General features: G+C 73.2%; 13 protein-coding genes. 7 read left to right on the top strand and 6 right to left on the bottom strand.

Translation table 11 applies throughout. The features are described 5' to 3' along the window. Window positions 1-630, bottom strand: a 630-nt coding sequence (locus tag ACFWUQ_RS27605) for a coiled-coil domain-containing protein (protein WP_384543366.1), incomplete at its 3' end; no start/stop codon positions are given. Window positions 631-762: 132 nt separating this feature from the next. Beyond that, window positions 763-1,116, bottom strand: a complete 354-nt coding sequence (locus ACFWUQ_RS27610; protein ID WP_384543369.1) for a hypothetical protein — start codon at window positions 1,114-1,116, stop codon at window positions 763-765. A gap of 108 nt (window positions 1,117-1,224) precedes the next feature. On the opposite strand from ACFWUQ_RS27610, the gene ACFWUQ_RS27615 reads away from it, so the two are divergent. Beyond that, window positions 1,225-3,852 (top strand): ATP-dependent DNA helicase, encoded by a 2,628-nt coding sequence (locus ACFWUQ_RS27615; RefSeq protein WP_384543372.1) that lies wholly within the window; start codon window positions 1,225-1,227, stop codon window positions 3,850-3,852. Window positions 3,853-4,015: 163 nt separating this feature from the next. Here the strand turns inward: ACFWUQ_RS27615 and ACFWUQ_RS27620 are convergent, their stop codons facing one another. Beyond that, window positions 4,016-5,677, bottom strand: a complete 1,662-nt coding sequence (locus ACFWUQ_RS27620) for a M23 family metallopeptidase (protein WP_384543375.1) — start codon at window positions 5,675-5,677, stop codon at window positions 4,016-4,018. A 221-nt stretch (window positions 5,678-5,898) separates the two neighbouring features. After that, complete coding sequence (locus tag ACFWUQ_RS27625; RefSeq protein WP_384543378.1) at window positions 5,899-6,672, bottom strand: esterase/lipase family protein; 774 nt, start codon at window positions 6,670-6,672, stop codon at window positions 5,899-5,901. Between the two features lie 252 nt (window positions 6,673-6,924). Between ACFWUQ_RS27625 and ACFWUQ_RS27630 the strand changes: the two genes are divergently transcribed. Continuing rightward, a complete protein-coding gene (locus ACFWUQ_RS27630) occupies window positions 6,925-7,329 on the top strand; it encodes a cobalamin B12-binding domain-containing protein (protein ID WP_384543381.1) in 405 nt (134 codons plus the stop codon). 361 nt (window positions 7,330-7,690) lie between these two features. Here ACFWUQ_RS27630 and ACFWUQ_RS27635 read toward each other — a convergent pair whose 3' ends face one another. Together ACFWUQ_RS27635 and ACFWUQ_RS27640 are read right to left on the bottom strand one after the other, a co-directional pair. Further along, window positions 7,691-9,274, bottom strand: coding sequence for a DUF5691 domain-containing protein (locus tag ACFWUQ_RS27635; protein WP_384543384.1), 1,584 nt, complete (start codon window positions 9,272-9,274; stop codon window positions 7,691-7,693). Window positions 9,275-9,483: 209 nt separating this feature from the next. Further along, complete coding sequence (locus ACFWUQ_RS27640) at window positions 9,484-10,830, bottom strand: SWIM zinc finger family protein (protein WP_384543386.1); 1,347 nt, start codon at window positions 10,828-10,830, stop codon at window positions 9,484-9,486. 134 nt (window positions 10,831-10,964) lie between these two features. On the opposite strand from ACFWUQ_RS27640, the gene ACFWUQ_RS27645 reads away from it, so the two are divergent. From ACFWUQ_RS27645 to sucD, 5 genes are all read left to right on the top strand, one after another. Beyond that, complete coding sequence (locus tag ACFWUQ_RS27645; protein WP_384543388.1) at window positions 10,965-12,071, top strand: AAA family ATPase; 1,107 nt, start codon at window positions 10,965-10,967, stop codon at window positions 12,069-12,071. Then, the gene (locus ACFWUQ_RS27650) at window positions 12,068-14,494 is read left to right on the top strand and encodes a DUF5682 family protein (protein WP_384543391.1); all 2,427 of its coding nucleotides are present in this window, start codon (window positions 12,068-12,070) and stop codon (window positions 14,492-14,494) included. The genes ACFWUQ_RS27645 and ACFWUQ_RS27650 overlap by 4 nt, the downstream gene beginning before the upstream one ends. Before the next feature lie 160 nt (window positions 14,495-14,654). After that, window positions 14,655-15,842 (top strand): VWA domain-containing protein, encoded by a 1,188-nt coding sequence (locus ACFWUQ_RS27655; protein ID WP_384543394.1) that lies wholly within the window; start codon window positions 14,655-14,657, stop codon window positions 15,840-15,842. Window positions 15,843-16,118: 276 nt separating this feature from the next. Then, complete coding sequence (gene sucC / locus ACFWUQ_RS27660) at window positions 16,119-17,312, top strand: ADP-forming succinate--CoA ligase subunit beta (protein WP_384543396.1); 1,194 nt, start codon at window positions 16,119-16,121, stop codon at window positions 17,310-17,312. 21 nt (window positions 17,313-17,333) lie between these two features. Further along, a complete protein-coding gene (gene sucD / locus ACFWUQ_RS27665; RefSeq protein ID WP_384543399.1) occupies window positions 17,334-18,224 on the top strand; it encodes a succinate--CoA ligase subunit alpha in 891 nt (296 codons plus the stop codon). Window positions 18,225-18,306: the final 82 nt, after the last annotated feature.

The following is an 18,306-nucleotide window of genomic DNA, read 5'->3' on the forward strand; positions in this document are numbered from 1 at the left end:
GGCCTCGTACGCGGCCCGCTGCTCGGCGGTGAGCCGGGCCAGCAGCCGTTCGGCGGTCGCGAGCTTCCCCTCGACCTCGGCCTTGCGCTCGGCGAGTTCCTCCTGCTGGGAACGGAGGTCGGCGAGCGTCCCGGCGGCCCGCTCCTTCAGCCGCGCGACCTCGTCGAGCCGGCGCCGCACGGTGCTGATCCCGGCCGCGTTGCGGTCGCCGGCGCGGGAGATGAAGGAGGCCTGGTCGAGGTACTGCTGCGGGTCCTCGGCGAGCGCGAGCCGCACGGCGGTGCCCAGGGAACCGCTGCGGTACTCGGACGCGGCCATCGAACCGAGCGCGCCGCGCGCGGTGTTCAGCTGGTCGGTCCTGCGGGCCGTCTCCGCGCGCAGTCCCGTCAGCGCGCGCTCGGCCCCGTCGGCCTTCTCCTTCGCCCCGTTGTACCGCTCGGTCGCCGCCTCGGCCTCCTCGTAGAGCCGGTCCACCTCGGCACCGACCTGGGAGGCGGTGAGCTGGGGGTCGGCCTGGGAGGTGCCTTCGAAGGCGGTGGCGGTGGCAGCGCCCGCGAGGGCGAGGGTGGCGGCTGTCCGGACGGTACCGCCGGAGAGCGGGCGCTGCCTGGGCTTTCGATGACTGGCCACGCGGGCCTCACGTCCTTCCTCACATCGGTGGTGCTTGGAGGAGGACGCTAGACCCGGGGGTAACGGACGGAGGGGGAGATGATCACAAGTGGCCCGATGCGACCGGGAATGGCCGCTCGGGACCGGTGTGGATCAACCCCAGAGGACGGCGATGAAGATATTGACCACGGTCAGTCCACCGACCGCGCCGAACAGCGCCTTCTCCACCCGCTCCTCGTCGCGCTTGACGTAGACGAGCGCCAGGATCACGAAGAGGATCGCGAGCTTCACGCCGATCTTGACGTTGTTGACGCCGGAGCCGTCCATCTCGTTGAAGCCGACGAGGAGCACACCGGTGACGAGCATGGTGAGCGCGCCGTGCAGCATGGCCGGGGTGAACCGCGCGGTGCCCGCGCCCATCGCCTTCATCTGGGTCAGGAAACCGCCGAGGAGCGAGGCGATCCCGATGATGTGCAGGCCCACGAAGACATTGATCAGTACGTCCATGCCGCCGAGCGTACGGGGCGGCCCCGGACGGGTTCCGGACGGGTTCCGGGCAGGGGATTCCCGGGGCCGGGACCGGCTGTCGGTCCCGCCCTCTAGACTCGGAGAGCGATGAGCAGCCTCTTTGACGACAGTTTCCTGGCAGACCTCACCCCCTCCGACGAGGTCCCCCCGCCGCCCGAGGACCACGCCGCCCCGGAAGCGAGCGCGGACGACCTCTTCGGGGGGCGGTTCGACGTGCCCATGACCGGGGACGCGTACTACCGGGACGGTGCCCCGCGCCCCGTCATCGACCCGGCGGCGCTCCTGGACGGGCTGAACGAGCAGCAGCGCGCCGCCGTGGTGCACGCCGGTTCGCCGCTGCTCATCGTGGCCGGCGCCGGTTCCGGGAAGACCCGGGTGCTGACTCACCGCATCGGGCACCTGCTGTCCGCGCGCAAGGTCCACCCCGGCCAGATCCTGGCGATCACCTTCACCAACAAGGCCGCCGGAGAGATGAAGGAGCGCGTCGAGGCCCTCGTCGGCCCGCGCGCGAACGCCATGTGGGTCTCCACCTTCCACAGCGCCTGCGTCCGCATCCTGCGCCGCGAGTCCAAGCGGCTCGGGTTCACGTCCTCGTTCTCGATCTACGACGCGGCCGACTCGAAGCGCCTGATGGCGCTCGTCTGCCGGGACCTCGACCTGGACCCGAAGAAGTTCCCGCCGAAGTCCTTCAACGCCAAGATCTCGAACCTGAAGAACGAGCTGATCGACGCGGAGGCCTTCGCCGACCAGGCGGCGGGCAGCTCCCGGACGGAGTCGGGCGGAGGGTTCGAGCAGACCCTGGCCCAGGCGTACGCGATGTACCAGGGGCGGCTGCGCGAGGCCAACGCCCTGGACTTCGACGACATCATCATGACCACCGTCCACCTGCTCCAGGCCTTCCCGGACGTCGCCGAGCACTACCGGCGCCGCTTCCGCCACGTGCTGGTCGACGAGTACCAGGACACCAACCACGCGCAGTACACGCTGGTGCGCGAGCTGGTGGGCACCGGCTATCCGGACCTGCCCCCCGCCGAGCTGTGCGTGGTGGGTGACGCCGACCAGTCGATCTACGCCTTCCGCGGCGCGACCATCCGCAACATCCTCCAGTTCGAGGAGGACTACACCGACGCCACGACGATCCTGCTGGAGCAGAACTACCGCTCCACGCAGACGATCCTGTCCGCCGCCAACGCGGTCATCGAGCGCAACGAGAACCGCCGCGCCAAGAACCTGTGGACCGAGGCCGGCAGCGGCTCCGTGATCACCGGCTACGTCGCGGACACCGAGCACGACGAGGCGCAGTTCGTCGCCGACGAGATCGACCGGCTGACGGACGCCGGGGACGCCAAGGCGGGCGATGTCGCGATCTTCTACCGGACGAACGCGCAGTCGCGTGTGTTCGAGGAGATCTTCATCCGCGTCGGGCTCCCGTACAAGGTCGTCGGCGGCGTCCGCTTCTACGAGCGCAAGGAGGTCCGGGACGTCCTCGCGTACCTGCGCGTCCTCGCCAACCCCGAGGACAACGTCCCGCTCCGGCGCATCCTCAACGTGCCCAAGCGCGGTATCGGCGAGCGCGCCGAGGCCATGATCGACGCGCTCGCGATGCGCGAGAAGATCACCTTCCCGCAGGCGCTGCGGCGCGTGGACGAGGCCTTCGGCATGGCCGCGCGCTCGACGAACGCGGTGAAGCGCTTCAACGTGCTGATGGAGGAGCTGCGGACGATCGTCGACTCCGGCGCGGGCCCCGCGGTCGTGCTGGAGGCGGTCCTGGAGCGCACGGGGTACCTCGCCGAGCTCCAGGCCTCGACGGACCCGCAGGACGAGACGCGGATCGAGAACCTCCAGGAGCTGGCCGCGGTGGCCCTGGAGTTCGAGCAGGCGAGGGCCGCCGCGGCGGCGGAGGGTACGGCGGCGGAGGGTACGGCGGCCGGTGAGGCCGGTGTTTCCGGAGGTGCCGGTGTGGCCGGAGACGCGGACGGCGCCCTGGACGCCGCCGGTCCCGGGACGCTCGCCGAGTTCCTGGAGCGGGTCGCGCTCGTCGCCGACTCCGACCAGATCCCGGACGAGGAGACGGAGGGGACGGGCGTCATCACGCTCATGACCCTGCACACCGCCAAGGGCCTGGAGTTCCCGGTGGTCTTCCTGACCGGCATGGAGGACGGGGTCTTCCCGCACATGCGGGCGCTGGGCCAGACCAAGGAGTTGGAGGAGGAGCGCCGCCTCGCCTACGTGGGCATCACCCGTGCCCGCGAGCGGCTGTACCTGACCCGCTCCTCGATGCGCAGCGCCTGGGGCACTCCCTCGTACAACCCGCCGTCGCGGTTCCTGGAGGAGATCCCGGACCAGTACCTGAAGTGGAAGCGCAGCGGCGCGGCGCAGAAGCCGGCCGGCCCGATGCGCAGTTCGGGCTACGGGTCCGGGTCGGGCTACGGATCGGGATCGGGCGGCGGCAAGACCTCGTTCGGCACCTCGCCCGAGTCCTTCCTGTCCTCCGCGCGCACCAAGGCGGGCCCCTCCGGTTTCGCCACGCGCCGGGCCACCGACAAGCCGGTCATCGCGCTGGTGGTCGGAGACCGGGTCACGCACGACCAGTTCGGGCTCGGCACCGTCATGGAGGTCAAGGGCGCGGGCGCGGACGCGCAGGCCACCATCGACTTCGGGGACGACAAGCCGAAGCGGCTACTGCTGCGGTACGCGCCGGTGCAGAAGCTCTAGCGGCGCCGCCAGCGCCGTGTACGGGAAGGCGCCCGCCCCGCGGGGCGAGCGCCTTCCCGGCGTGCGGGTCTCAGGGGCGTACACGTCCTATCGGCGTACGGGTCCCACGGGCGTACGGGGTCTCACGGGCGGCGCGGCAGGGGCCGCGCCGCGCGGGCTCGGGTCAGCTCGGGTCCAGACCGTGGCTGCGGAGCCACGGCAGGGGGTCGATCGCGGACCCGCCGCCCGGCCGTACCTCGAAGTGCAGGTGCGGGCCGGTGGAGTTGCCGGAGTTGCCGGAGTACGCGATGACCTCGCCGGCCTTGACCTTGCCACCGCGGATCTTGGTGCTGCTGAGGTGGCAGTACCAGGTCTCGGTGCCGTCGGGGGCGGTCACTATCGCCATGTTGCCGTAGGCGCTGTTGTACTGGGTGCGGACGGTGCCGTCGGTGGCGGCCATGACCGGGGTCCCGTACGAGACCGGGAAGTCGATGCCGGTGTGCGCGGACATCCACATGCCGCCGGACTGCCCGTAACTGGCGCTGAGACCCTGCTGCTGGACGGGGAGGGCGAACTTGGGGCGGGCGGCCTCCTTCGCCGCGGCCTCCTCCGCCTTCTTCTTCTTCTCCTCCTCCTGGCGCTGGTGCAGGTCGATGCGCTCCTGCGTGCGGCTCGCGCGGTCCGCGAAGTCGCCCGCGTCGGCGCTGAGCGCGGCCAGTTGGGTGTCGAGCTTGGTGTTCGCCGCGACCGGCTTCACCGAGGCCGGGTCGGGGGCGGCCATCGTGGTGGTCTCCGGCGACGGCTTGTCCGTGCCGGTCAGACCGCCGACGGAAGCGGCCGCGACACCCGCGACACCCATGACGCAGGCGGAGGGCACCGCGACAGTCAGCAGGGCGGAGCGCTTCGCCGGGGTGCGGCGACGGCTGCTGTTCGCCTTGGCGGCGGCCCGGCCTCCCGGCTGGGGCGCGTTGCGGCGTCCTGCGCGCGGACCGGGGGTCACGGGGACCATCTGGGTGGGGAGGTCGTGTATCTCGGCCGCGTCGAACTCCTCGGCCGCGTCGGCCGGTTCGGCCTCCTCGGCCGGCTCGGTCGTCGGGCCCGGCTCGGGCGTGCTGTCGGGAACGGCCTCGAAGACGGCGGTGCGGCTGTAGCCGTCGGGCTCGTACGCCGTCGCGTAACCGCTCTCGGTGGCGGAGGCGGGGGCCTCGTACGTGTAGCCGGCGGAAGCGGCGTCGTACGCGAAGTCCTGGGCGTACTCGGGCTGCTGGGGCTGCTGGTGCTGCTGGTGTGACGCGGGCTGGTACTCGTACCCGTACCCGTACGCGTACGCGGTGGGCTCGGGCTGGACCGGGCTCTCGGTGACGCTGTTCCAGGCGGTGGCGTCGTAGGCGCCGGTCTCGGTGCCGGTGGTTCCGTAGCCCGGGACCGCCCAGTGGCCGGTCTGTTCGGCGGAGGCGTCGTAGCCGAAGGAGGCGGGCTGCTGGTACTCGCTGTAGCCGGAGTAGTCCGTGCCCGCGCCGGCGCCGTCGGTGCTCCAGGCGCTCGCGTCCCACTGGCCCGTCGTGTCCTCGGGGGCGCCCTGGGTCGGGATCGTGGACAGGTAATTGTCCTGCGGGAGCCACGCGGTGGTGTCGTACGCACCGGTCTCGTAGGACCCGTACGCCGCGTAGTTGACCCCCTGGCCCTGTGTTTCATAGGAAACATGGGCCGAGTCACCAGCGAAAGTGGTGGTGGTCAGGCCGTCGTACCCGGGATCCGGATACTGGCCCGACGAGGGGCGGTCGTTCACCAACTTCTCTTTCGCCTCGGCAGTGGGGGCCTGGGTGGCCGGGAACTCGAAGTTCACCGGAGGAGAGCAGTGGCGTGACTGTACCCGGCGGTTACACGCAACGACAATCTTCGCCGGGTTTCCATATCTGCGGAACCGGGCATTCGGCCGCCTTTCGGTCGCTGAATGACGCGGCCTTGGCCTTGAGTTCGAAATCTGTTCGACTTCTGGTGCCGGATCCCCCCGGAACCACCGCTTCAGCCCCCGTCCGGGGCGGTCTTCGACCCGGGCGGACCTGGTCAGGCCGCGGAGGTGGTTTCCGCCGGGGTGGCCGGGGCGAGGCCGGGGCCGTCCAAAGCGTGCCGGACGGCCGTGATCACGGTGGGGTGCGCGGCCAGTGCCAGGTGCCCGACGCCCATGACCTGGATGTTCTCCGCGCGCAGGTCCGGGTGTTCGATCCGCGCCGTCTCAGGCGGCGACATCAGCGCGTCGAACTCGCTCCAGAAGGCGACGCACCGGGTCGCGCAGCCGGGCGCCGGCTCGGCGAGCTCGGCCAGTACGTCGGAGTCCGGGCGCATCTGCCGGACCAGCGGGTGCGCGTCGAGGAAGGGGGCGATCGGGGTGCCGCCGTGGGGGGTGCCGAGCGTGACGAGCGTCCGGACCCGGGCGTCCCCGCCCAGCCGCTGCACGTAGTACCGGCCGACCAGCCCGCCCAGGCTGTGCCCGACCAGCTCCACCCGCTCCTGCCCACTGCGCTCGCAGAGGTCCTCGACGCGCCGGGCCAGGTGGCGGGCGACGGCCCGCAGGTCGCGGGCGAAGGGCGAGTAGTTGTACGTCTCCACGTGGCGGCCCCCGTCCACCGCGAGGGCGCGGCGCAGCAGCACGAAGGCGGAGCGGTTGTCGGTGAACCCGTGCAGGAGGAGGACGGGCGGCCGCCGACGCGCGGGCGGCGCCTCGACAGTCCTCTCCTGGCACACCCCGGTCGGGTAGAGCAGCAGGTGGCCGCCGAGGACGAGCACTTCCAGCACGCCGGCCCGCAGCGCGGCGCCGGACATGGGTATGGACAGCCCCATCGAAGGCCTCCCCTGAAATCCTGTGGGACCCGAGGTCGGCCGCGCCACCGTGCCGCGCGGCTGTCGGCACGGTGGCGCAGAGCATCCATGGCGGTGAAGCAGGGCCGTGACCGGAGCCCCTGAACCGAGGCCCGTCGACCGAAGCCGGTGAATCAACGCCGTCCCACGTGTGATTTCCCCCTCCCGGTTGACCGCGAAACGGCGGCGTGCGCGATGCTGTACTTAACGTTCGTTCACTCGGGAGGCAGTGCGATGGGTGTGACCGGTCCGATCCGTGTGGTGGTGGCCAAGCCGGGTCTCGACGGCCACGACCGCGGGGCCAAGGTGATCGCACGGGCCCTGCGGGACGCGGGCATGGAGGTCATCTACACCGGCCTCCACCAGACCCCCGAGCAGATCGTGGACACGGCGATCCAGGAGGACGCCGACGCGATCGGCCTGTCGATCCTCTCGGGCGCCCACAACACGCTGTTCGCGCGCGTGCTGGAGCTCCTGAGGGAGCGCGAGGCGGAGGACATCAAGGTCTTCGGCGGCGGCATCATCCCCGAGGACGACATCGCCCCGCTCAAGGAGAAGGGCGTGGCCGAGATCTTCACCCCGGGCGCGACGACGACCGCCATCGTGGACTGGGTCCGCGCCCACGTCACCCGCCCGTAGCCTCCGGCGGACCCCTGCCTGCTCCGTGGCCGGCTCCGTGCCGGTCCGGTGCGGCTCCGCGCCGGTTTGGGTCGGCTTCGCGCTGGCCTCCGTGCCTGCTCCGTGCCGGTTCGGTGCGACTTCGCGCCCGTTCGGGTCCGGCTTCGGGCTAACCTCCGTCCTGCTCGTGCCGACTTCGTGTCTGCTGCGGGCCGGCGTTGCCCGTGGTCGGGTCGCTCCGGGCCGGGGCGCGCGAGTGCATTCGCCCGGGCCGGACGGGGCCGCGCCGCAGGGCGGCCGGGCGCACCGCCGGAGCGTTGCCCCGGGCCTCGCGCGGCGGCGTGGGGGAGAGGCGGGGCGCGGCCCGGGGTGACCGTCGGGGTCAGGCCGGAGCCAGCTCGGAGTGCATCGCGGCGCGCAGCCGGAGGGTGGCGACCAGGCGCTGGAACGCCTCCGCCCAGTACGCCGCCGCGCCCGGCGACGCGTCCGGCGGGTCCTGGGACGCCGCCGTCAGGGCCTCCAGCCGATCCGCCTCCGCAGGGTCGAGGCAGCGCTCCGCCAGGCCCATGACCCCGCTGAAACTCCACGGGTAGCTGCCCGCCTCGCGGGCCGCGTCCAGGGCGTCGACCACCGCCTGCCCCAACGCTCCCGCCCACGGCACCACGCACACGCCGAGCAGCTGGAAGGCCTCCGTCAGCCCGTGGGCCCGCACGAACTCCGCGACCCACCGCGCCCTCTCGGCGTCCGGCAGGGTCTCCAGCAGCTTGGCCCGTTCCGCGAGGGACGCCGTGCCCGGACCCGCCGCGGGCGGTGTGGTCGCGGGGCCCAGCAGCGCCCGCGACCAGGCCGCGTCGCGCTGGCGCACCGCCGCCCGGCACCACGCCGCGTGCAGCTCCTCGGCCCACCCCTCGGCCGCCGCCACCGGCAGCGCCACTATCTCGGCCGGACCGATCCCCCCGAACCGGTCCGACCAGCAGGACAGCGGCGCCGCCTCCACGAGCTGCCCGAGCCACCAGGCGCGCTCCCCCCGCCCGGCCGGGGGGCGCTCGACCACGCCGTCCCGCAGCATCCCGCGGTCGCACTCGGCCGGCGGCGTCACGCCCTCCGGGCCCACGCAGGCCAGTGCACGCTCGGCCATCCGCCCGGCGAGCGCCGACATCGGCAGCGCCGAGAGCAACTCGGCCGCCGCCGAGCGGACATTGCGGCTGCGGTCACCCAGGGCCGCTTCCAGGAACGGCTCGTCCTGCGCCGACAGCCCCGCCCGAAGTGAGTCGAGGAACATCAGCCGGTCCTCGGCCCGTTCGGCCGTCCAGGTCGTCATCAGCAACCGCCGCGCGGCCGCGCCGTCGTGGGCGCGGACCGCTCCGAGGAGGGCGACCCGCTCCGCGAACAGCCCCTCCTGCCAGAGCTGTTCCACCGCGGACGTGTCCGCCGGGTCCGGCAGCTCCCCCGCGCCGCCCGTCCCGCCGCGCAGGGCGAACCGCCAGTCCGGATTGAGCCGGGCCAGCCACAGTCCCCGCGTCCCGGCCAGCGCCAGCGCGTGCGGCCGCAGGTCCGTGCGCGCCCGCGCCGCGTCCAGCAGCGCCGGTACGAGCGCGGCCGGCGAGCGGTAGCCGTGGCGCACGGCGGCGGCCAGCCACTGCGGCAGCAGTTCCGTCAGGTCCGGGGCCGCTCCCCGCCGCCCGCCCCCGCCGCCCGCTCCCGTCCGGCCGGCGAGCAGCTGGGCGAGCCGGCGCCGGGCCGCTTCCGGCGGCGCCGGGCGCGGGTCCCGGGCCGCGGGCTCCGGCCGGGGACCGGCCTCGGCCGGGCGCAGTCCCGCCCGGCGCCGCACGGTGTGCACGGCCGCCGCGTCCAGCAGAGCCTCCGGTGAACCGGTCGGCCCCGCGCCCCGCCGCCGGTCGGTGCCCAGCAGCGCGGCGCCGACCAGCTCCTCCCACTCCCCGTATCCCGCTTCGTCCTCGTCCATCAGGCCCCTCCCTCGATCAGTGCGGCGCTCCGGTCCCGCCCCCTCCGCGGGACCGGAGCAGTCGAAGTCGTGCTCCACTGCGTGCTTCAGCTGGCGTGGTTGTCGTTCACAAAAGCCCCCCGGCTTCTCGTTTCCCCACGCCGGCGCCCCCGCGCCGGCGTGTCCTCCCCGTCCCCCTCAGCGCCCCCGCCGCCGTCCCGCCCCCCGGATCAGTTCACCGCGACCGGTTCGGACGAACCGGCCTGCCAGGCCGTGAGCGGGGTGAAACCCCGGTGGCCGCATTCACCGAACACCGTCACCGGGCCCCCGCCCGACAGCGCTGCCAGCTGCCACAGCCCCGAACGGGACCGGTTTCCCGACCCGGACACGGGGACGGGCAGGGCCGTCGTGCCCTCCTCGTCCGCCAACTGCCAGCCGAGTTCCCCCGGTATCGGGATCACCGGCCCCAGGACCACCGGCCAGGACTCCAGCCAGGGGTCCTCCCGCAGCGCCTCCCCGTACGCCTCCAGCGCGGCACCCGTGCTGACCCCGGCCGGAACCCGCGAACTCGGTACCGCCGGCCCGAACCGCTCCCCGAGATCCGCCCGCAGTCCCCCCGAACCGGGCCGGAAGCGGGCTTCCGCGTCCAGCACCAGGCCGACGGGCATCGCCAGCCCCGGCGGGCGCCCGGGCGGGCCGAAGTCCAGCACCAGGGCCGGCCGCCCGCTGGTCCGGCCCTGGAGCCAGATCCTGCGGGTGGTGAGCCGGCCGTCCGGTGACACCGAGTCGTACTGGGACAGGACCAGCCAGCGGTCGCGTACGGCCTCCCCCTCCCCGGAGGCCCGCAGTCCCACCCGGCCGCGGACGGTCGCCGCCAGGGGTTCGGGCAGCCCCGACACCCCCAGCCAGGCCCGGTCCAGCAGGTGCAGCAGCGCCGCCTCCTCCAGCATCCGGGCGGGCCAGCCGGGGCCGCAACTGGGTATCGTCCCCAACTCCCGCACCCGACCCGCGAGTCCGGGGGCCTGGGCGTCCACCATCCGGGCCGCGGTCTCCTCCCAGGCCGCGTACCCCTTCTGCTCCTGGCCCGCGAGGCCGCCGCGCAGCAGGTCGCCCAACCGCTGCTCCAGCTCGGCCACGCCGGCGCCGATGCGGGCCGCCCGCCGCTCGGCCCGGCGCCGGGCCCCCTCCTCGTCGGCCGGGCGGGCCGGTCCGCCGGCAGGGGGGCGCGCCGCCCTCCCCGCCCGCTCCGCCAACCAGTCCGAGGCCCAGTCCGGGGCCTCGGCCGGCTCGCCCACCCCCTCGGCGGACCACAGCAGCAGCAGCCCCAACGCGTGCTTGCACGGAAACTTCCGGCTCGGACACGAGCACGTGTAGGCCGGTCCCGCCAGATCGACGACGGTCCGGTACGGCGTGCTGCCGCTGCCCTTGCACAACCCCCATACAGAACCGGAAGCGGAACCTCCGATCTGTGACCACGGCGCCGCTCCCCCGAGCTTGGCCCCCGCCTTGCGTGAGGCATCGTCAGGAGCCAGAGCCAGTACGTTCTCCGCTGTCCAGCGGACCCCCTGCTCAGTCATGTGAACCACCGTAGAGACCCCCACTGACAATCGCTCTGACCTGCAACAACGCTGTGAGTCGCGGGCGTTGTCAGTGGTGTGGTGCACCGTGGGAACAGCAGTCGGAAGCGGCTGCCGAGCCTTGGAGGGGGACCATGACCACGACCGAGAACGAGACGCGCGGCGAGGCGCTGCGACCGCACGCCGAAGTGGCCTTCGCACACGAACTGAAAGCCCTCGCGGCGGCCGACGACCGCCCCCGTCCGGCACGTTGGAAGCTCTCACCCTGGGCCGTGGCCACGTACCTGCTCGGCGGCGAGCTCCCCGACGGCACGGTGATCACGCCCAAGTACGTCGGTCCGCGCCGCATCGTCGAGGTCGCCGTCACCACCCTCGCCACCGACCGCGCCCTGCTGCTGCTCGGTGTCCCGGGCACCGCCAAGACCTGGGTGTCCGAACACCTCGCCGCCGCCGTCAGCGGTGACTCGACCCTGCTCGTCCAGGGCACCGCCGGCACCCCCGAGGAGGCCATCCGGTACGGATGGAACTACGCCAGGCTGCTCGCCCACGGCCCCAGCCGCGAGGCCCTCGTCCCGAGCCCCGTCATGCGCGCGATGGCCGACGGCGCGACCGCCCGCGTCGAGGAGCTCACCCGCATCCCCGCCGACGTGCAGGACACCCTCATCACCGTCCTGTCCGAGAAGACGCTCCCGATACCGGAGCTCGGCGAAGAGGTGCAGGCCGTACGCGGGTTCAACCTCATCGCCACCGCCAACGACCGCGACCGGGGGGTCAACGAGCTCTCCAGCGCGCTGCGCCGCCGCTTCAACACCGTCGTGCTGCCGCTGCCCGCCAGTGCCGACGCCGAGGTCGACATCGTCGCCCGCCGCGTCGACCAGATGGGCCGCTCCCTCGACCTGCCGGCGGCGCCCGAGGGACTGGAGGAGATCCGCCGCGTGGTCACCGTCTTCCGGGAGCTGCGCGACGGCGTCACCGGAGACGGCCGTACGAAGGTGAAGTCCCCGAGCGGCACGCTCTCCACCGCCGAGGCCATCTCCGTGGTCACCGGCGGCCTGGCCCTGGCGGCCCACTTCGGGGACGGCGTGCTGCGCCCGTCCGACGTGGCTGCCGGCATCCTCGGCGCCGTCGTCCGCGACCCGGCCGCCGACACGGTGGTCTGGCAGGAGTACCTGGAGGCCGTGGTCCGCGAGCGGGAGGGGTGGAAGGACTTCTACCGCGCCTGCCGGGAGGTGACGGTATGAGCCCGGCCGCGAAGGAGCCGCAGCCGGCGGCCGGCACCGGCGGGAGGGGCGCCCCGGCGAACGGCCCCCTCCTGCTGGGCGTGCGGCACCACGGGCCCGGTTCGGCCCGCGCGGTGCGCGCCGCACTGGACCGGGCCCGGCCGGCGGCGGTGCTGATCGAGGGGCCGCCCGAGGGGGACGCCCTGGTCGCGCTCGCCGCCGATCCCGCGATGCGGCCGCCCGTCGCCCTGCTCGCACACGCGGCCGACGACCCGGGCCGCGCCGCGTTCTGGCCCCTGGCCGACTTCTCCCCGGAGTGGGTGGCCATCCGCTGGGCGCAGGAGCAGGACGTACCGGTGCCGGTGCGCTTCATCGACCTCCCGGCCGCGCACTCGCTGGCCGAGGGGCCGGCCGGGGCGGACGGCGGCGAGCCCGACGCCGTCCGCCTCGACCCGCTCGCGGTGCTGGCGGAGACCGCCGGGTACGACGACCCCGAACGCTGGTGGGAGGACGTCGTCGAACACCGGGGCACCGCGCGGGCGGAGAAGGAGGACCCGCTCGCCGCGTTCGAGGCCCTCGGTGAGGCCATGGGAGCCCTGCGCGAGGCGTACGGGGACGGCGGCGGCTCCCGCGACCTGGTGCGCGAGGCCCACATGCGGCAGCGGATGCGGGCGGCCCGGCGGGAGTTCGGCGACGCCTACGCCGTGGTCTGCGGGGCCTGGCACGTCCCCGCCCTGCGGGCCAGGACCACGGTGGCCGCCGACCGGGCACTGCTCACCGGCCTGCCCAAGGTCAAGGTGGAGACCACCTGGGTGCCCTGGACCCACCGCCGGCTGTCCCGGGCCGGCGGGTACGGCGCGGGCATCGCCTCGCCCGGTTGGTACGCGCACCTCTTCGCCGCCCGCGACCGGCCGGTGGAGCGGTGGCTGACCAAAGTCGCCGGGCTGCTCCGCGAGGAGGACCGGCAGGTCTCGTCGGCGCACGTCATCGAGGCGGTCCGGCTGGCCGAGACGCTGGCGGCGATGCGGGGGCGGCCGCTGCCCGGCCTGACGGAGACCCTCGAAGCGGTCCGGGCGGTCATGTGCGACGGCTCCGACATACCGCTCGCGCTGATAGAGGACCGCCTGGTGGTCGGCGACGTGCTGGGCGAGGTCCCGGACGCGGCGCCCGTCGTACCCCTCCAGCGGGACCTGACCCGGCAGCAGCGTTCGCTGCGCCTCAAGGCCGAGGCCGCGGAGCGGGAGGTGGAGCTCGACCTGCGCAAGGACGCCGACGCCGCGAAGTCCCTGCTCCTGCACCGGCTGCGGCTGCTCGGCGTCGAGTGGGGCACGCCCGTCGCGTCGCGGGGGAGTACCGGCACCTTCCGGGAGACCTGGCGGCTGCGCTGGGAGCCGGAGCTGTCCGTGCGGGTCGCCGAGGCGGGGATCTGGGGCACCACGGTTCTGGCGGCGGCCACCGCCCGCGCCGAGGCGCTGGCGGCCGGCGCCGGAGAGCTGGGCGAGGTCACGGCGCTGGCCGAGCAGTGCCTGCTGGCCGGGCTGTCCGAGGCGCTGCCCGCCGTGCTGCGGGCCCTGGCGGACCGGGCGGCCCTGGACTCGGACGTCGCGCGGTTGGCCGAAGCCCTGCCCGCGCTGGCCCGCGCGCTCCGGTACGGCGATGTGCGGGGCACCGACGCGGCCGCGCTCGCAACGGTGGCGGCCGGACTCGCCGAGCGGATATGCGTGGCGCTGCCGCCGGCCTGCGGCGCGGGGCTGGACGCCGACGCGGCGGCCGGGCTGCGGGGGCACGTGGACGCGGTGCACGGCGCGGTCGTGCTCCTCGCGGACACCCGGGACGGGCTGCGGGAGCGCTGGGCGGCGGTCCTGCGGACGCTGGCCGGCCGCGACACCGTGCCGGGGCTGATCCGGGGCCGGGCGGCCCGGCTGCTGCTCGACGACGGGCGGCTGGAGGAGGGGGAGACCGCGCGGCTGATGGGTCTCGCCCTGTCCCCGGCGGCTTCCCCGGCCGACGCGGCGGGCTGGATCGAGGGCTTCGCGGGGGGCGGTTCGGGCGGGGGCACGCTGCTCGTCCACGACGAGCGGCTGCTGGGCCTGATCGACGCATGGCTCGTGGCGGTACCGGAGCGCGCCTTCACCGATGTACTGCCGCTGCTGCGGCGGACGTTCGGCGCGTACGAGCCGGGGGTGAAACGGACTCTGGGCGAGCTGGTCCGGCGCGGCCCCGGCGGCGGCGCCGCGCGGCCCCCCGGATCCGCGCCCGAGGGCTTCGCCCCGGAGCTGGACCCGGTCAGGGCCGACGCGGTGGTGGCGCTGGTCCGCATGCTCCTGTCGGCGCCCCACCCCGACGAGGAGGACGGGGACGGACAGAGCGGGCGGGACGCGGGCGCCGGGCACGCGGGCGCGCAGGACCGGGCCGAGGAGACGCAGGTGGCAGACGTGGCGTAGGTGGCGTAGGTGCCGCAAACGGCGGAGGTGCCGCCGGTGGCCTGACGGGGCCGGGGCAGCCCGCCGACGGGGGCGGGCGAGCGAGGGCCCGGCCACCGCCGGCGGTGCGCGCGGGGGCTGCGGGAACGACGGGATTTCACGGGAGCGAGGGGTGGGGCTGATGGCCAGGACCGGTGGCAGTGCAGGAGTGGCAGGACCGGACGGCGAGGGGGCGGAGCGGCTGAGGCGGTGGCGGATGGTGCTCGGCGGCGGGGAGGCCGACGGCACGGGGTGCGCGCTGAGCGGGCGGGACGCGGCGATGGACGCCGCCCTCGACGCCCTGTACGCCGGGCCGGCCGGAAGCGGGTCCCGGCGGGCCCCGGGGGAGCGGTCGGCCGGCCTCGGCGGCTCCGCGCCCAAGGTGGCCCGCTGGCTCGGGGACATCCGTACGTACTTCCCCGCCCCGGTGGTCCAGGTCATGCAACGCGACGCGATCGAGCGGCTCGGGCTGTCCTCCCTGCTGCTGGAACCGGAGATGCTGGAGGCCGTCGAGCCCGACGTCCACCTGGTCGGCACCCTGCTCTCACTGAACAAGGCGATGCCGGAGACGACGAAGGAGACGGCGCGGGCCGTGGTCCGCACGGTGGTCGAGCAGGTGGAGAAGCGGCTCGCGGCCCGCACCCGGGCCACCCTCACGGGCGCCCTCGACCGTTCCGCCCGGATCAGCCGGCCCCGCCACCACGACATCGACTGGAACCGCACCATCCGGGCCAATCTCAAGAACTACCTGCCCGAGTACCGCACCGTCGTCCCCGAGCGGCTGATCGGATACGGCCGTGCGGCCCAATCGGTGAAGAAGGAGGTGATCCTCTGCATCGACCAGTCGGGCTCCATGGCCGCCTCCGTCGTGTACGCCTCCGTCTTCGGCGCCGTCCTCGCCTCCATGCGTTCGATCGCCACCCGCCTGGTCGTCTTCGACACCGCCGTCGTCGACCTGACCGACCAGCTCGACGATCCGGTGGACGTGCTCTTCGGCACCCAACTGGGCGGAGGCACCGACATCAACCGCGCCCTCGCCTACTGCCAGTCGAGGATCACCCGGCCCGCCGACACCGTCGTCGTCCTGATCAGTGATCTCTACGAGGGCGGCATACGCAACGAGATGCTCAAGCGGGTCGCCGCGATGAAGGGCGCCGGGGTGGAGTTCGTGGCCCTGCTCGCGCTGTCCGACGAGGGCGCGCCCGCCTACGACCGCGAACACGCCGCAGCCCTCGCGGCACTGGGCGCGCCCGCCTTCGCCTGCACCCCCGACCTGTTCCCGGAGGTGATGGCCGCGGCCCTGGAGAAGCGGCCGCTGCCCCTGCCCTGACAAGTGCGCCGGGGGCGCGGGGGAACAGGCGGATCGCACGAAGTTCCAGCTCAATCGTGAGGCGATCTGTGACAGGTATCACCGCTCAGGTGTGATCTGCGATTTAGGGACCCACGGCCCACGGGGATAACCTGCGGGACGGACATGCCGCGTCCACGGTCACCGTGTGCGCCTTCCTTGTGACAGCGCCGTCACGTTGCCCTCCGCGGCACGCCCACGCAGATAGCAGAAAACCGCGAATCACTGCGAATCTTTGAAGACAAGGGACGGACGCGCGTGGACCTGTTCGAGTACCAGGCGAGGGACCTCTTCGCCAAGCACGGTGTACCGGTGCTGGCCGGTGAAGTCATCGACACGCCTGAGGCGGCTCACGCGGCCACGGAGCGGCTGGGCGGCAAGTCTGTCGTCAAGGCGCAGGTGAAGGTGGGCGGTCGCGGCAAGGCCGGCGGCGTCAAGCTCGCCGCAACCCCGGACGAGGCCGTCGCCCGTGCGACGGACATCCTCGGGATGGACATCAAGGGCCACACGGTCCACAAGGTGATGATCGCCGAGACCGCTCCGGAGATCCTGGAGGAGTACTACGTCTCCTACCTCCTCGACCGCACCAACCGCACCTTCCTGGCCATGGCCTCGGTCGCGGGCGGCATGGACATCGAGCAGGTCGCGGAGGAGACCCCCGAGAAGCTCGCCAAGGTCCCGGTGAACGCCAACGAGGGCGTGACCATCGAGAAGGCCCGCGAGATCGTCGAGCTGGCGCAGTTCCCGGCCGAGGTCGCCGAGAAGGTCGCCGAGGTCCTCGTGACCCTGTGGGACACCTTCATCGCCGAGGACGCGCTCCTCGTCGAGGTCAACCCGCTCGCGAAGGTCGCCTCCGGCGACGTCATCGCGCTCGACGGCAAGGTCTCCCTCGACGAGAACGCCGAGTTCCGCCAGCCGGGCCACGAGGAGTTCGTGGACCACGCGGCCGCGAACCCGCTTGAGGCCGCCGCCAAGGCGAAGAACCTCAACTACGTGAAGCTCGACGGCGAGGTCGGCATCATCGGCAACGGCGCGGGTCTCGTCATGAGCACCCTCGACGTCGTCGCCTACGCCGGTGAGGCGTACCAGTCCGTGAACGGCGGCGGCGTCAAGCCCGCCAACTTCCTGGACATCGGCGGTGGCGCCTCCGCCGCCGTCATGGCCAACGGCCTGGAGATCATCCTCGGCGACCCGGACGTCAAGTCCGTCTTCGTCAACGTCTTCGGCGGCATCACCGCCTGCGACGAGGTCGCCAACGGCATCGTCCAGGCGCTGCAGCTGCTCGCGGACAAGGGCGAGGCGGTCACCAAGCCGCTGGTCGTGCGTCTCGACGGCAACAACGCCGAGCTGGGTCGCAAGATCCTCTCGGACGCCAACCACCCGCTGGTGCAGCGCGTGGACACCATGGACGGCGCGGCCGACAAGGCCGCCGAGCTCGCGGCTGCGAAGTAAGGGCAGAGGTCACAGACTCACATGGCTATCTTCCTCAACAAGGACAGCAAGGTCATCGTCCAGGGCATGACCGGTGCCACGGGCATGAAGCACACCAAGCTGATGCTGGCTGACGGCACCAACATCGTCGGCGGCGTGAACCCGCGCAAGGCCGGCACCAGCGTGGACTTCGACGGCACCGAGATCCCGGTCTTCGGCTCCGTCGCCGAGGCGATGGAGAAGACGGGCGCCAACGTCTCCGTCCTCTTCGTCCCGCCGGCGTTCGCGAAGGCCGCCGTCGTCGAGGCGATCGACGCCGAGATCCCGCTGGCCGTCGTCATCACCGAGGGCATCGCGGTGCACGACTCCGCCGCCTTCTGGGCGTACGCGACCGCCAAGGGCAACAAGACGCGGATCATCGGCCCGAACTGCCCGGGTCTGATCACCCCCGGCCAGTCCAACGCCGGCATCATCCCGGGCGACATCACCAAGCCCGGCAAGATCGGTCTCGTGTCCAAGTCCGGCACGCTGACCTACCAGATGATGTACGAGCTCCGCGACATCGGCTTCACCTCCGCCGTCGGCATCGGTGGCGACCCGGTCATCGGCACCACGCACATCGACGCCCTGGAGGCCTTCGAGGCCGACCCGGAGACCGAACTCATCGTCATGATCGGCGAGATCGGCGGCGACGCCGAGGAGCGTGCGGCGGACTTCATCGCGAAGAACGTCACCAAGCCGGTCGTCGGCTACGTCGCGGGCTTCACCGCCCCCGAGGGCAAGACCATGGGCCACGCCGGCGCCATCGTCTCCGGCTCCTCCGGCACCGCGCAGGCCAAGAAGGAGGCCCTTGAGGCCGCCGGCGTCAAGGTCGGCAAGACGCCGACCGAGACGGCCAAGCTGGCGCGCGAGATCCTCAACGCCGCCCAGTAGTACCGCCGTCCCGGCCCGTCAGGGGCGGACGACGTGCGAACGGGCGTGGCCCGCCGCCGTCAGCCGCTCAGCGGAGTGAGGC

The sequence above is a fragment of the Streptomyces sp. NPDC058662 genome (assembly GCF_042716255.1).
GTDB lineage: Bacteria > Actinomycetota > Actinomycetes > Streptomycetales > Streptomycetaceae > Streptomyces.

Bases quoted from the DNA above. Each gene is read 5' to 3' on its own strand.
- ACFWUQ_RS27650 (WP_384543391.1), top strand. From the start codon at position 12,068: ATGAGCCCGGCCGCGAAGGAGCCGCAGCCGGCGGCCGGCACCGGCGGG.
- ACFWUQ_RS27645 (WP_384543388.1), top strand. From the start codon at position 10,965: ATGACCACGACCGAGAACGAGACGCGCGGCGAGGCGCTGCGACCGCAC.
- ACFWUQ_RS27640 (WP_384543386.1), bottom strand. From the start codon at position 10,830: ATGACTGAGCAGGGGGTCCGCTGGACAGCGGAGAACGTACTGGCTCTG.
- ACFWUQ_RS27625 (WP_384543378.1), bottom strand. From the start codon at position 6,672: ATGGGGCTGTCCATACCCATGTCCGGCGCCGCGCTGCGGGCCGGCGTG.
- ACFWUQ_RS27610 (WP_384543369.1), bottom strand. From the start codon at position 1,116: ATGGACGTACTGATCAATGTCTTCGTGGGCCTGCACATCATCGGGATC.
- ACFWUQ_RS27630 (WP_384543381.1), top strand. From the start codon at position 6,925: ATGGGTGTGACCGGTCCGATCCGTGTGGTGGTGGCCAAGCCGGGTCTC.
- ACFWUQ_RS27615 (WP_384543372.1), top strand. From the start codon at position 1,225: ATGAGCAGCCTCTTTGACGACAGTTTCCTGGCAGACCTCACCCCCTCC.
- sucD (WP_384543399.1), top strand. From the start codon at position 17,334: ATGGCTATCTTCCTCAACAAGGACAGCAAGGTCATCGTCCAGGGCATG.
- ACFWUQ_RS27655 (WP_384543394.1), top strand. From the start codon at position 14,655: ATGGCCAGGACCGGTGGCAGTGCAGGAGTGGCAGGACCGGACGGCGAG.
- ACFWUQ_RS27635 (WP_384543384.1), bottom strand. From the start codon at position 9,274: ATGGACGAGGACGAAGCGGGATACGGGGAGTGGGAGGAGCTGGTCGGC.